This is a genomic window from Streptomyces sp. NPDC048288, from assembly GCF_043201555.1.
In the GTDB taxonomy this organism is placed as follows: domain Bacteria; phylum Actinomycetota; class Actinomycetes; order Streptomycetales; family Streptomycetaceae; genus Streptomyces.
Window position 1 is genome coordinate 446,270 of the sequence record NZ_JBICZD010000002.1, and the last position, 13,357, is coordinate 459,626.

Here is a 13,357-nt window from a genome sequence, read left to right on the forward strand (position 1 = left end):
CGCAAGGGAGCGTCGCCGGGCGCGGCCCGGAGGTGGGACTCCTCCGGGCCGACGCGGGCCGTCGGACCGGCCGTCCGGCCATTGGGCCGTCAAGGGGCCGCGGCCTCAGCCTCAGCCGATGGCGTACGCCCGGTACACCGTCTCCACCGAGCGGTCCCCGGCGGAGTCCGTCACCTCCGAGCGCAGGGCGACGGCACCGGAGGCCGGGTTGTGGACGGTCGCCTGCCAGGCGGATCCGGAGTGCTTGACGGTCGCCGCCTTCCAGGTCTTGCCTCCGTCGGCGGACGACCAGACCCGGACGGACTTGGCGGTCACCTTGGTGAGCTTGATGTCGGAGCCCTGGGATGCGCGCCCGGCGCTCACCTGGACCGTCGTGGTGCTGTTCGGCGCGGCCTGGTTGTGGCTGTTGAGTCCGGTGGGCAGGAAGCGGGTGAGGAAGACGGGCGCGACCATCACCTTGGCCGGGTCGGCCACCTTGAAGTGCCAGTCGAGGGTGGCCCGCGGCGACAGCATGCCGGCCGGGAAGGTGATACCCGGACGGTAACGGTGGGCGTCGACGGTCAGGCGGTACCAACCGGCGGAGCGAATGCCGGCGTCGAACTCGGCGTCCCCGGTACCCCAGTTGGTGAGTGTCTTCTTCTTGACGGTGGTGCTTCCCTTGGACAGGACCACCGTCTCCTTCGTCGGGTCGGCCCAGAGACCGCCGACGTCGGGGTCGCCGATCAGGGCGTCCGGAAGGAAGGTGACGGACTTCTGCCCGAGCAGGGGCAGGTAGTGCAGTGGACTCCACGCGGCCCGCCCGAAGGACTGGGTGACGCTCTGCCCCTCCTTCAACGTCCTCACCTTCGGGAAACCACCCCCGACGTCGTCGCCGTTGCTCGCGATGATGTCGTCGCGCGGCTGCCAGGTCCCGGGAGTCACATGGACGGTGGCGCTGTACGGTGCGCTGTCGTCGCGGACCTCTGCCATCAGGTCGGTCGTGCAGTCGTCGACCTTCGGTGCCGCCTGGAGCGCGGTGTCGTTCTGCTGAGCCATCTGCGTACCGGCGCGTACCGAGAAACGCATCGTCGCCAGCTTCGACCGCGTGAACGACCCACCGGGCGCGCCGGGGATGCCCGTGGTGTTCTTCACGGCGACGTAGCTGTCGTCGCCCGACCACTGCGCCATGTACCCGAACTGCAGCAGCTTGGAGGAGTTCGGGATGGCGTAGAGGGCGCCCTCGTCGTTCCAGCCGCCCGCGCTGTAGGCGGAAGGCATGTTGCCGACGGTGGCGGCGCACACCTGCGCGCTGATCCGCGGCGGGTCGGTCACGTCGGCGGGCGTGTCGAGCGACACCTTGACGAGCTTGCCCTTGCGCGCGTCGAGCGTCACCGACTTGCTGCCCGACACCTGTACGACCTGAGCGCCGATGGTGTCCGTGCCCAGGCCTTCCGTGCCGTGCTCCCAGATGTCGGTCATCGCGAGGTAGCGCCCCGACGGCAGGCTGATCCGCTTGCCGGACTTGACGCTGTACGTCTGACCGGACGGCACGGCGACAACCGTGACCGTCGTCGAGACCTTGCCACCGTGCCGCCCCAGCGTGGTGACGGTCAGCGAGCCCGACGCCGCCTGCGCGGAGGCGCCGGAGGCGGCGGAAGCAACCAGCGGTACCAGCGCGGCCACACCGACGAACGCGAGCGATCTCCGTCGCGGCATCTACAACTCCCCCTCAAACCCCCGAAGTCGGCCAATCGTAGGCGCGTCACAGGCATGACAGTTCAAGCGAGGAAATACTCCTGATCAAGGTACGACAAAGAATGACCACGCGGCTCTCCCGCCGGGGAGAAGCACGGACTTGCCCGGCGAGGAGGTCCGCCCGGCCTCCGAGACCGCACGCCGACAGATACGGAGACCGGGAAGACGGGGCGACGGAGCCTCAGGCGGAACAGCGGCAATGTCGGTGGACGGTCACCAGCCACACTCGCGGGCCATGGTGACGAGCGTGTCGGCCTCGGAGGAGCGGCCGGCGGCCAGTTCGCCGGCGCTGCGGATCTACTCCTCGGTCATGCCGCGCTTCACCAGCCGGATCGCTTCGATCCAGGCAACGACAGCAGCCTGCCAGTACTCCCTGGCAGCGGCTCGCCGCAGGCTGTACACCCGGTTCCGGTCGGCCCCTCGCAGTGGACCGTGAAGGCGCCGGGCACACTTTGCGTGTTGTAGTCCCTTTGAGAGACAAGGACGAGCCACGGCATGATCACGCTCACCAAGGAAGACGGCCCGGCCGACCTGGACGGAGTGACCCATCTGTCCATCGGGGTGTCCTGGGATCCCACCGCCGGCAGCAGCGGCGGCGTGCTGGGCAAGCTGCGCCGCAAGTCCGGCACCGACCTGGACCTGATCGCCATCGCCCTGCAGGGCGGGGAACCGGTGCGTCTCGCGGGTCTCGACTCGCTCGACCCGATGGGCAATGGCTCGCTGGTCCACAGCGGCGACAACCAGTCCGGCCACGGGGACGGCGACGACGAGACGGTGACCGTCGAGTTCGCCCGGATCCCGCCGAACATCACGGCGATCGTGTTCGTCGCCGCCGCGTACAAGAAGGGCAGCTCGTTCCAGAAGGCGCGCAACATCAGCTTCAAGGTCTACGACGCGACCGGAGGCAGCTCGCAGCAGGTCGCCGACATCTGGCCCAGCCTGCTCACCCAGGACAACGGCTGCGCCGTGGCCAAGGCGATACGGGTCGGCGCCAGCTGGAAACTCGAAGTGATCAACACGACCGGCAAGATCAAGCAGGGGGACGAGCACGCCCTCATGCGCTTCGCTGTCAGCAACTAGTGCCGCGTCGGGCGACGTTCGTCCCGGCGGGGAGCGGGTGTGGATCTCCGTGATACGTTCGGCGCCGCCATGCACGACCGCGAGTCCGAGGAGGTGAGACCGATCAACGCTGTGACAGGTCGGGACTCCCTCCTCCGCGTGGTCTAGGGAGCGCCCGCACAAGGCATCCCGAAAGGCTTGAAACACTGATGCGCTTCGCCTCCTTGACGTCGTCGGACGGCGTCACCGAGCAGTTCTTCACCCTCGACGGGATCCCCGGTGTGCTGTGGACGCCGGAAGACGCCTCCGGTACCCGTCCGCTGATTCTGCTGGGCCATGGCGGCGGGCAGCACAAGACGGCCCCCGGCAACGTGGCCCGCGCTCGCCGCTACGCCGCCGAGGGCTTCGCGGTCGTCGCGATCGACGCGCCCCACCACGGCGACCGGCCCCAGGGCGAGGAGTTCGGCCGGATCGCGGCCGAGATGCGGGCCGGCATGGCCGCCGGTGAGAACCCGGGCGCGCTGGTCGCCGGCCTGCACGGCCATCTGGCCCCTCAGGCCGTCGCGGACTGGCGGACCGTGCTGACCGCGGTCCAGCGCCTCGACCAGGTCGGCGTCGGCCCGGTGGGCTACTGCGGTATGTCGATGGGCTGCGGGCTCGGCATCCCGCTCATCGTCGCGGAACCCCGGATCCGGGCCGCGGTGCTGGGCCTGCTCGGCGTGCACGGTCTGGCCGAGGACGCCGCACGGATCACCGCACCGGTGCAGTTCGTGGTCCAGTGGGACGACCAGTTGGTTCCGCGGGACCAGAGCCTGGCGTTGTTCGACGCACTGGCCTCACCCGAGAAGACGCTGCACGCCAACACCGGCCGGCACGGAGAGGTGCCGTCGTTCGAAATCGACAGTTCGCTGAGGTTCTTCGCCGGCATCTGAACTGACACCGCGTCACAGTGCCCGGTGCGCCGGAGCGGGCCGGGCGGAGGGGCGGTGGCCGTCGTGCTCGGCCGCCACCGTGTCGCGACCCGCGTGCGACCGTGGCACCGAAACCGACGCTTCTTCGTCCGCTTCACCAGCGGCCTGATCTGCGCGCCGCTGGCACCCGAGCTCGCCGACCGGCTGGAACTGCCGTTGATGGTCCCGCCCGCCCCCGGCACCGACCCGCTCGACACGACCGCGTACACCGTCTCCGTGGACACGGTAGGCACCGGCTCGGGAATCTCCACGGCGGACCGGGCCCTGACCCTGCGGACGCCGGCCGACCCCGGCACCCAGCCCGCGCCGATGGCACAGTGAGCGTCCGCCCGGCTTCCACGCCGACCAGGACCCCGGCGGGCGGTCGCGGGGACGGTGCCGACGAGAGCCGTACGGCCCGCCCACTGGGGGGGGGCAAGGCCGGCCGGCGTAGGCCGAATGGGTGATGCCTTGTCCGGCCGCGGCGCGTTCTGCGGTTCGCCGTCGACGCGTACCGCTGAGGCCGACGCGCTCCCGCTCACTCACCGTCATCACCGGGGGTGCGTGACCGCACACCTGCCCATAACGTCGGAGGTGTAGACCAACCGGGGAGTAGACATGACCGGAACCAAGCGCAGCAAGACCCGCAGCAGGGCCCGTAAGCGGCCGCCGAGGATCGCGCCCCGCATCGTGACGGCACCGACGGCGCTCACCCCCACGGCACCCGAGCCCGGGTCGCCGCACACCGCGCCGACCCGTGATCACACCCTCTCGCACGCTCCACCGCGCCGGCCCACCCGTATGCGCATATCCGAGACCAACCCCTGGTCGGTCACGGTGATGAGCTTCCTCTTCCTGGGCTGCCTGGGAGTAAGCGTCCTCGGTGCCCTGCTCGCCGCGTCGGTGATTCTGGACATCGCGGCCCCGGGCGAGTGGCCGACGCCGGCGGACACGCTGGTCATCGCCACCGGGGCGGTCGCGCTGGAGGTCCTGCTGGGCACCGCTCTGGCATGCCTGTGCAGCTTCATGTACAACTACACCGCCCAGTTCAGCGGCGGCGTCGAAGTGTCACTGACCGACGATCTCACCGATCCGACACCGACCGCCCAGGCCCTCCAGCTCATGACCCGGCTGCACGCCCGCGCCCGCCGGCGCCTGCGCACCGTCCTGCCGATCAACTCCGTGGCCGGCAAGCGCCCTTACCGGCAGCCTCCCGACGACTCCTCCCCACCCGCCGTCGAAGCAGGCCACGGCCCCCAGCAGCCGTAGCAGCCGTAGCCTCCGCGACGACGTGACGGTCAGGCCTGCTCGGCGGGGAACACCTCGTCGACAGCTCGGCGCAGGGTTTCGCGGACGACCGCCGGGTCGCCGAGTTCCGCAGCCTGGAACGCGCCGTCGTGCAGCAGGACGAGTACGCGAGCGGCGTGCCCGGGGTCCGGATGGCCGAGGTCGGTGGAGAGTTCCCGGAACACCTCGAACAGCCAGGTGCGTTGGTCGTCGATGACCGCGCGCACCGGATGGGTGCGGTCGGGGTACTCGGCGGCCGCGTTGAGGAACTGGCAGCCGCGGAAGCCGTCTTCGAGGGTCGCGTCGCCGAGGACGGCCATCACCGCACGGATCGCCTCGCGCGGCGACCTGCCGTCTCGCGCACGGCCGACAGCGTCGCGGATCCCCTCGGCGGTCGTCGTGAGGTAGGCGGAGACCAGGTCGTCCTTGCTGGGGTAGTGCCGGTAGAAGGTGGCGCGCGTGACCTGGGCCTCGGTGATGAGGCGCTCGACGCCGACGGCGTGGATGCCCTCGGCGTAGAACAGGCGGGACGCGGTGCGCAGCAGCCGGTCCTTGGGGTGGAGCTCCGAGGCGGTCGTCATCCATCCATCGTAAAGAAAGACCAGTCGTTCTGTACGGTCGCCCTCGTCACGTTGCCGCACCCAGGGAGAACGACTAGTCTTTCTCCCAGAAAGACCGATCATTCTCTCTGTGAGGTACGAACCCCATGAGCACCACCCCCACGATCGTTCTCGTCCACGGCGCCTTCGGTGACTCCGGCATGTGGAAGGGCGTCATCGCCAAGCTCCAGGCACAGGCCTACACCACCCTCGCCGTCCCGAACCCGCTCCGCGGCCTGGAGTCCGACGCCCGGTACGCGGCCACCGTCGCCGGGGCCGTGGACGGCCCGGTCGTCCTGGTCGGCCACTCCTACGCCGGTGCGATCATCACCCGCGCCGCCCGCGACGCGTCGAACGTCCAGGCCCTGGTCTACGTGGCCGCCTTCCAGCCCGACGAGGGCGAGAGCTGCCTGGAGAACGCCTCCCGCTTCCCAGGCGCCAAGATGGGCCCGGACACGACCGTCGCCACCGAGTACGAGGGCGAACCGGAGCTGCGCATCCTGCCCGAGCACTACCGGGACGTCATCGCCGGTGACCTGCCCGCCGAGGTCACCGACGTCCTCGCGGTCACCCAGCGCTCGGTACGCGTGCAGGCCCTGACGGCGGAGCTGTCCGGCCCGCCGGCCTGGCGCACGCTGCCGTCGTGGGCACTGATCGCGACGCAGGACAACGCCATCCCCGGCCAGGCGCAGGAGTTCATGGCCGAACGCGCCGGATCGCACGTCGTACGCGTCGAGGCGTCGCACGCGGTGGCCATCTCCCAGCCCGACGCCGTGGCCGACCTCATCATCGAGGCCGCCAAGACCACCGGCTGAGCCCCTCCGTGGGGCCCGCGACAGCCGTGGTCAGCAGAGCCCGAAGGGCGGTGTGAGATACGGCGGCCGGTCCGCCCCGGAAACCCGGGGCGCGGGAGCAGGGACCGGTGCGAAGACCTCCCGGGGCAGCGGAAAGTCCCATTGCCCGCCCAGGACGAGGGTCGCGGCGAGGCGTCCGATCTCGTCGGAGCCGCGGGCGCCGTGGCCGTTCCCGCCGACGGCGACGAAGAGCCCGTCGTCCTCACCGAGGGGGCCGATGTAGGGGTGCCGGGTCGGTGTCTTGTCGACGACGCAGCAGGACGGGCGTACGGAGACGGGCTCCAGGGCGGGAATCAGCGTGCGCGTCATGGCAGCGAGGAACCGCGCCTGCTCGGCGCCGATCGTCCCGCCGGCGCACCAGGCGAGCATCTCCTCGGCGGTCCGCAGTTCGCGGACGAGCGGCTGCATGCCGGGGCCGGTCCGGACATACCACTTGCCGTCGGGATACCGGACGGGCGGCAGGAGGTAGACCGACAGGTTGTCGTTGCCCCGGTCCTCCGGATCGACGACCACCACGGTGGGCAGGTCCCGAAACCGCTCCAACTGCCCGGCCGGGACCTCGAAGAGCAGGTTGGGCTCGGTGTAGGCGTGCAGATCGAGCCGGACGCCGGTGGGCAGGGCGCCGCTCTGGTTGGCCAGGGCTCCGGTGGCGACGACGACCTGCTCCGCCCGCGCATGGACGGCTGTGCCGTCTGCTGCCGTCCCCTGCGCCAGCCAACGCCCGGCCGGGGAAGGGTTCTTGTCCACGGTCGCCACCTGGCCGTTCACCAACCGCGCCCCCGCCGCCGCGGCCAGTCGCAACTGTGCCCGCACCAGGAGCCGCGGATTCAGGTACCCGGCGCTCTGCCGCTCCAGGAGGCCGTCGACCCCGCCGGCCACCGGAGGAAGGGCCAGGTCGGGAAAGTCCCGGCCCAGATCGGTGCCGGAGAGTTCCTCCACCGTGACGCCGGCCGCGCCGGCGAGCCGCAGCATCTCGGCGGTCCGGTCCCGTACGCCCTTGCCCATCAGGGCCAGGGCGCCGCACTCGGTGAGGAAGCCGATCCCGGACTCGGCCTCCAGCGCGCGCATGCGGTCGGCCGAGCGGGTGTCCAGCGTGCCCCAGACCCGGTCCCACCCCAGGCGTCGTACGATCCGCGCCTCGTCGTGATGGGCACCGAAAGGGGCGAGCGAGGCCGGGGCGCCGTGCGACGGTGACTGTCCTCCTGGACCGATCACCAGGACGTCGGCGCCACCCCGGGCCAGATACTTCGCCGCCGCCGCACCGAACATGCCGGCCCCGACGACCACCACTTCCGCGTTCAGCACCACGGCTCTCCCCAGGCAGGGCGCGACGCCGGGAACACCAGGTTCACGGGGAACACGGGGAACTCGGGGAACTCGGGGATCCAAGCGCAAACACGCGTGGACGGTGCGGCGGGAGGAGCGGGCACGGTGACTCCGGACTCGGAACCTGCACGGACACCGCGCCAACGACAGGTGGCGTACCCGAGATGCGGAAACCGCCGTATCACGTGGGACAGGGCAGGCAGGATCACCCTGTGGAACCACCGCACCCGGGCGGGCCGAACCGCACCCTCGCGGATCCGGCTCCGGGAGGTGTACCGGAGGGCGGTGCGGGCGGTGTCGCCGTGGCACACCGGCCGGTCACGGTCCGTTCGTGACGGACGGTCTCGGCGGCGGTTGGGCAGGCGGGGACGCCCGCTTCGGGTGAAGGTCACCGGCGCGGCCCCGGTCCGGCGCGACTTCGCCACCGCGGACGGCTTCGGCGAGGTGCTCACCCTCAACGGCTCGGGCGGACTGACGTACCTGTACGGCACCGGCACCGGCACCCTGACCGGCAGGAAGACCGGCTCCGGCTGGCCGACGAGCGCAAAGTTCGTGCCGTACGGCGACCTGGACGGCGACCGGTGCAACGACGTCCTCGTGCGCTACACCAGCGGCGCGCGGCGCGCCTACCGGCCCGCCTGCGGGTCGGCGGTGACCCCGTCGACGGCGTACACCTCGCTGGGCACCAGCGGCTGGACACAGTACGACGTGCTGACCTCGCCCGGGGACATCACCGGCGACGGCAGGGCCGACCTCGTCTCCCGCGGCACCTCCGGTGCCCTCTACCGCAACAACGGCAACGGCAAGGGCTCCTTCGGCGCCCGCACCAGGCTCGCCACCGGCTGGCAGAGCTACAAGGGACAAGGGCGTGTTCTGATCCACTCCCCTGACGGCACCGCCGAGCGTCACCGGAGCGGGCCCCGGCAGCCGTTCACCCGTGCGCGGACCGTGCCGATGAAGCAAAGGCCGCTTCCCGTATCCGTTCAGGCCCCGCGCAGGGCCGTCTCCAGGCGGCGGCCCCAGCGCAGGGCGGCGTCCACGCACGCCTGTGTCCGGGGTTCCAGACGCCGTCGCGGTCCGACGACCTGCACGGCGGCGACGACCTCGCCGGTGAAGTCGCGGACCGGTACGGCGACCGAGTACAGGCCGGGTTCGGCCTCCTCGTCGACGACGGAGTAGCCGCGCCGCCGGGTCAGCTCCAGCCGGCGCAGGAAGTCGGCGAGGCCGGTGGGGGTGTTGGGGCCGTGGCGGACGAACTCGGTGCGGGCGAAGACCGCGGCCACCTCGTCGTCGTCGGCGTCGCTCAGCAGCGCCTGACCGCAGTCGCTGCAGTAGGCCGGGTAGGGGCGGCCGATCCAGGAGCCGAGCTGGCGGCTGCCCGGCGGAACCCGTTCGGCGATGGTCACGGTGCTGTCGCCGACCAGGACGCCCAGGTAACAGCTCTCGCCGGTCTCGGCGGCCATGCCCTCCAACGCCGTGAGTCCGTCGGTGCGGAGCCGGTGCCCGGTGAGGTCGCGCGCCGCGGAGTAGAGCCGCCAGTGCGGGGTGACGCCGCCCGAGGCGTCGTCGCGGACGACGAACTCCTCCGCGGCCATGGCGGTGATCATGCGGGACACCTGGCTGCGGTCGCGGCCCATCTGCCGGGCCAGCTCCGAGACCGACACCCCGGACCCGTGCCCCCGGCCGCCGGCCGTGCCGCGGGCGAGCGCCGACAGCGCGTCCAGGCCCTTCGTCACGCTCGAGTCCACGCGCTCCTCCTCCGTGCCGACACCCGCGTCCGCCCCTGCGTCCGCCCCTGCGTGCGCCCGGGTCGCCAGGGGTCGCCGTCCCGCGACCTGCCGGTGCGGACTCTAACGTCACCCCGGAACGATCAGAAATTGTGCAGCATCTGCATCTTGCCGTGCATTTAATGCACGCCTAACATCCTCGTACCAGCCGCCGCCGAACGCCGAGGGATGAGGACGCATGGCCACGACGACGATCACGCCGGGGACCGCCGCACAGGACCGGAAGCCCGTACGGCGCCGCACGGTCCGCGCGATCAAGGTGCACTGGCCGGTCCCGGCGGCGACCCTGGCCGCGTGCGCGGCGGGCGACCTGGACGTACTACGCTCCGACGAGTCCTTCGCCCCGCTGCTGCGGGTCCTGGAGACCTCGCCCGAACTCGGGGACTTCGGCGTCTACGGCGACGTGTTCGAGGTGGCCCTCGGCGTGGAGAGCTTCACCGTACGGACCGGCGCCCGCCCCACCCTCGGCTCGGTCGGCGGCCGCTTCCTCTCCTCGACGCTCACGGTGACCACGTACGTCGAAGCCACAGTCGGCGACGACGAACTCGCCCTGCTCCTCGCCCGCCTCACCGACGTCCACCCCTGGGAGGTCCCGGTGATCGAACTCACCGCCCCCATGGACCTCGTCACCCGGGCCTGAGCCCCCTCCAGCTACTCCCCCGAGCCCGTCGCCGTACCGGACGACCGCTCCTGCCCGTGCGCGGCCACCCCTCGCGCACCCCGCACCCCTCACCCCCGAAAGTGGCCCGACCCCACCGCCATGCCCTGCCGATCACCCCCCACGCCCCGTCCTCCCCGCCCCGCCCCGCTCCCGCAGAGGAGACCGCCGTGTCCGTCTCAGCCGTACCGGAGAACCCTCCGACCGCCACCGGCCCCGCTCCGCAGCCGCCCTCCGAAGGCCTGCGCCGCACCATGCGCTCCCGCCATCTCGTCATGATCGCGATGGGCGGCGTCATCGGCTCCGGGCTCTTCCTCAGCACCGGATACACCGTCTCCCAGGCCGGTCCCCTCGGTGCCGTCCTCGCCTACCTGGTCGGCGCGTTCGTCGTCTGGCTGGTGATGGCCTGCCTCGGCGAACTCGCCGTCACCTACCCCGTCTCGGGCGCCTTCCACGTCTACGCCTCCCGCTCGATGGGCCCCGCCACCGGCTTCGCCACCGCCTGGCTGTACTGGCTGACCTGGGCCGTCGCCCTCGGCTCCGAGTTCACCGCGTGCGGGCTGCTGATGCAGCGCTGGTTCCCCGGGGTGAGCGTCTGGGTCTGGTGCGTGGTCTTCGCGGCCGTCGTCTTCGGCGTGAACGCCTTCTCGGCCCGCGTCTTCGGCGAGACCGAGTACTGGTTCTCGCTGGTCAAGGTGATCGCCGTGGTCACCCTCATCGTCCTCGGCGGCGCCGCCCTCTTCGGCTTCCACCCGCTCGCCTCCGGCGGCTCGCACCCCTTCCTCCTCCAGAACTTCGAAACCTCCCACGGCCTCTTCCCGAACGGCTTCTCCGGCGTCCTGGTCACCGTGCTCGCCGCGTTCTACGCCTTCTCCGGCTCCGAGCTGATCGGCGTCGCCGCCGGCGAGACCGAGAACCCGGCCGAGGCGGTACCCAAGGCGCTGCGCGTCACCGTCGTACGCCTGCTGGTCTTCTTCGTCGGCGCGATCACGGTGATCGCCGCGACCATCCCGTACGACAAGGTCGGCCTGGACGAGAGCCCGTTCGTCACCGTCTTCTCGTCCCTCGGCATCCCCTACGCCGCCGACGCCATGAACTTCGTGATCATCACCGCGCTGCTGTCGGCCGGCAACAGCGGCCTGTACTCCTGCGCCCGCATGCTGTTCTCCCTCGCGGAGGAGAAGCAGGCCCCGCAGGCGCTGCGCCGGCTCAGCCGCCGCGGCATCCCGCTGACCGCGCTGGCGCTCAGCATGCTCGGCGGCCTCGCCTCCCTGGTGAGCAGCGTCGCGGCACCCGAGACCGTCTACCTGGTGCTGGTGTCGATCGCCGGGTTCGCCGCCGTCGGCGTCTGGATGTCCATCGTCGCGGCCCAGTTCTTCCACCGCCGGGCCTTCGTCCGCGACGGCGGCGACCCGCGCACCCTGCCCTACCGCACGCCGTTCTACCCGGTCGTCCCCGTCCTCGCCTTCGTCCTGTGCCTCGCCTCGCTCATCGGCATCGCCCTGGACCCGGCGCAGGCGACGGCCCTGTACTTCGGCGTCCCGTTCGTGGCGGGCTGCTACCTCTACCACTGGCTGCGCCACGGCCGCCGCCGCACCGCCGCCGGGGCGGCCGCGTGAAGCCGCCCACCTGCGTCCTGCTCGACCTCGACGGCACCCTGGTGGACTCCGCCCCCGGCGTGACCGCCAGCGCCGCCGAGGCCCTGCGGGCGGTCGGCGCCCCGGTCCCCGACGCGCCCACCCTGCGCACCTTCGTCGGCCCGCCGATGTACGACACCTTCCGCGACGTCGTCGGCCTCCCCGAGCCCGCCGCGCGCGCCGCCCTCGCCGCCTACCGCGCGTCCTACGCCCGCACCGGCGCGTCCGCCGCCACCGTCTACGACGGGATACCCGAACTCCTCGACACCCTGACCGCGCGCGGGCTCCCGCTGGGCATCGCCACCTCCAAGGTGCAGGACCAGGCCGAGCTGATGGCCCGCCGCTTCGGCCTCGACTCCCGCCTCAGCACCGTCTGCGGGGTGTCCGACGAGGCCGGCCGTACGACGAAGCGGCTGGTGATCCGGGAGTGCGTCGCCCGGCTGCGGGCGGCCGGCGCGGACGTCAGCCGCCCGCTGATGGTCGGCGACCGCGCCTACGACATCGAGAGCGCCGCCGCCGAAGGGATCCCCGCCGTCCATGTGCGGTGGGGGTACGGCGGCCCCGAGGAGTCGGCGGGCGCCCTCGCGTCCGTCACCGAACCGGCCCAACTCGCCGACTTGTTGAACACCGCTGAGAAAGAGGACGAGCACGCATGACACCGGACACGGCCACCGCCACCGAACCGCCCCTCTGGGCCCTGCACCGGGAACTGATCGGCAAGACGGTCCGCACCGACCTCACGCACGCCTTCCACCCCGGCCAGCCGCACTTCCCGGCCTTCCCGGACGAGAAGCGCGAGATGCCCTTCGACATGTCCCGCGGCGACGGCTTCAACGTGCACCTGTACACGATCGTCGGACAGTGGGGCACCCACGTCGACCCGCCCGTGCACTTCGTCGACGGCGCCCGCACCCTGGACGAGATACCCGTCGACGAGATGATCCTGCCGCTCGTCGTCCTCGACATCACCGAGCGGGTCGACGCCGACCCGGACGCCGTACCGACGACGGCCGACGTGGCGGCCTGGGAGGCGCGCAACGGCCGTGTCCCGGAAGGGGCGTTCGTCGCGCTGCGCACCGGCTGGGGCCGCCGCTGGCCCGACCCGGCCGCCATGGCCAACAAGGACGCGGCGGGGGTGAGCCACTACCCGGGCTGGTCCGCCGAGGTCCTGACGTACCTCTTCGAGGAGGCCGGTGTCACCGCGATCGGGCACGAGCAGACCGACACCGACCCCGGACTGGCCACCTCCGCAGGGGACTTCAGCCTGGAGAGCTACGTGCTGGAACGGGACCGCTGGCAGATCGAGCTGATGGCCAACCTCGACCGGGTACCGGAGGCGGGCGCCCTGATCGTCGCCACCTGGCCCAAGCCGCAGGGCGGTTCGGGCTTCCCGGCCCGCGTCTTCGCCCTGCACCAGGCTGCCGGCTGAACCTCCGCCGCACCACCGTCTCCGGCGGCCGTCCCGA

13 protein-coding genes are annotated in these 13,357 nt (G+C 71.6%); 9 read left to right on the forward strand and 4 right to left on the reverse strand.

The genetic code is table 11. The features are described 5' to 3' along the window. Nucleotides 1–111: 111 nt before the first annotated feature. A complete protein-coding gene (locus tag ACGFZS_RS08320; protein ID WP_393794435.1) occupies nucleotides 112–1,695 on the reverse strand; it encodes a hypothetical protein in 1,584 nt (527 codons plus the stop codon). Between the two features lie 534 nt (nucleotides 1,696–2,229). Between ACGFZS_RS08320 and ACGFZS_RS08325 the strand changes: the two genes are divergently transcribed. The 4 genes from ACGFZS_RS08325 (at nucleotide 2,230) to ACGFZS_RS08340 (ending at nucleotide 5,012) form a co-directional block, all read left to right on the forward strand. Then, nucleotides 2,230–2,814, forward strand: a complete 585-nt coding sequence (locus tag ACGFZS_RS08325; protein ID WP_393794436.1) for a TerD family protein — start codon at nucleotides 2,230–2,232, stop codon at nucleotides 2,812–2,814. A 188-nt stretch (nucleotides 2,815–3,002) separates the two neighbouring features. Continuing rightward, nucleotides 3,003–3,725 carry a dienelactone hydrolase family protein gene (locus tag ACGFZS_RS08330; RefSeq protein WP_393794437.1) on the forward strand — a complete coding sequence of 241 codons (723 nt, stop codon included), beginning with the start codon at nucleotides 3,003–3,005 and terminating at the stop codon, nucleotides 3,723–3,725. 54 nt (nucleotides 3,726–3,779) lie between these two features. Next, nucleotides 3,780–4,085 (forward strand): 3,4-dihydroxy-2-butanone-4-phosphate synthase, encoded by a 306-nt coding sequence (locus ACGFZS_RS08335; protein ID WP_393794438.1) that lies wholly within the window; start codon nucleotides 3,780–3,782, stop codon nucleotides 4,083–4,085. A gap of 276 nt (nucleotides 4,086–4,361) precedes the next feature. Then, a complete protein-coding gene (locus ACGFZS_RS08340; RefSeq protein ID WP_393794439.1) occupies nucleotides 4,362–5,012 on the forward strand; it encodes a DUF3566 domain-containing protein in 651 nt (216 codons plus the stop codon). Between the two features lie 29 nt (nucleotides 5,013–5,041). Here the strand turns inward: ACGFZS_RS08340 and ACGFZS_RS08345 are convergent, their stop codons facing one another. Next, nucleotides 5,042–5,611, reverse strand: a complete 570-nt coding sequence (locus tag ACGFZS_RS08345; RefSeq protein WP_393794440.1) for a TetR/AcrR family transcriptional regulator — start codon at nucleotides 5,609–5,611, stop codon at nucleotides 5,042–5,044. 125 nt (nucleotides 5,612–5,736) lie between these two features. Between ACGFZS_RS08345 and ACGFZS_RS08350 the strand changes: the two genes are divergently transcribed. Further along, nucleotides 5,737–6,444: an alpha/beta fold hydrolase gene (locus ACGFZS_RS08350; protein WP_393794441.1), complete on the forward strand. Its 708-nt coding sequence runs from the start codon at nucleotides 5,737–5,739 to the stop codon at nucleotides 6,442–6,444. Between the two features lie 30 nt (nucleotides 6,445–6,474). Here ACGFZS_RS08350 and ACGFZS_RS08355 read toward each other — a convergent pair whose 3' ends face one another. Together ACGFZS_RS08355 and ACGFZS_RS08360 are read right to left on the reverse strand one after the other, a co-directional pair. Beyond that, nucleotides 6,475–7,788: an NAD(P)/FAD-dependent oxidoreductase gene (locus ACGFZS_RS08355; RefSeq protein ID WP_393794442.1), complete on the reverse strand. Its 1,314-nt coding sequence runs from the start codon at nucleotides 7,786–7,788 to the stop codon at nucleotides 6,475–6,477. 1,004 nt (nucleotides 7,789–8,792) lie between these two features. Then, complete coding sequence (locus tag ACGFZS_RS08360) at nucleotides 8,793–9,557, reverse strand: IclR family transcriptional regulator (protein ID WP_365679306.1); 765 nt, start codon at nucleotides 9,555–9,557, stop codon at nucleotides 8,793–8,795. Between the two features lie 217 nt (nucleotides 9,558–9,774). Here ACGFZS_RS08360 and ACGFZS_RS08365 point away from each other — a divergent pair, with 217 nt between their 5' ends. From ACGFZS_RS08365 to ACGFZS_RS08380, 4 genes are all read left to right on the forward strand, one after another. Continuing rightward, complete coding sequence (locus ACGFZS_RS08365; protein WP_393794443.1) at nucleotides 9,775–10,236, forward strand: hypothetical protein; 462 nt, start codon at nucleotides 9,775–9,777, stop codon at nucleotides 10,234–10,236. A gap of 188 nt (nucleotides 10,237–10,424) precedes the next feature. Continuing rightward, entirely contained in the window at nucleotides 10,425–11,873 is a 1,449-nt protein-coding gene (locus tag ACGFZS_RS08370) for an amino acid permease (RefSeq protein WP_393794444.1), read from the forward strand. Beyond that, a complete protein-coding gene (locus ACGFZS_RS08375) occupies nucleotides 11,870–12,547 on the forward strand; it encodes an HAD hydrolase-like protein (protein WP_393794445.1) in 678 nt (225 codons plus the stop codon). Before ACGFZS_RS08370 ends, ACGFZS_RS08375 begins: the two co-directional genes overlap by 4 nt. Further along, nucleotides 12,544–13,320, forward strand: a complete 777-nt coding sequence (locus ACGFZS_RS08380; RefSeq protein ID WP_393794446.1) for a cyclase family protein — start codon at nucleotides 12,544–12,546, stop codon at nucleotides 13,318–13,320. Before ACGFZS_RS08375 ends, ACGFZS_RS08380 begins: the two co-directional genes overlap by 4 nt. The last annotated feature ends 37 nt before the right edge of the window (nucleotides 13,321–13,357 follow it).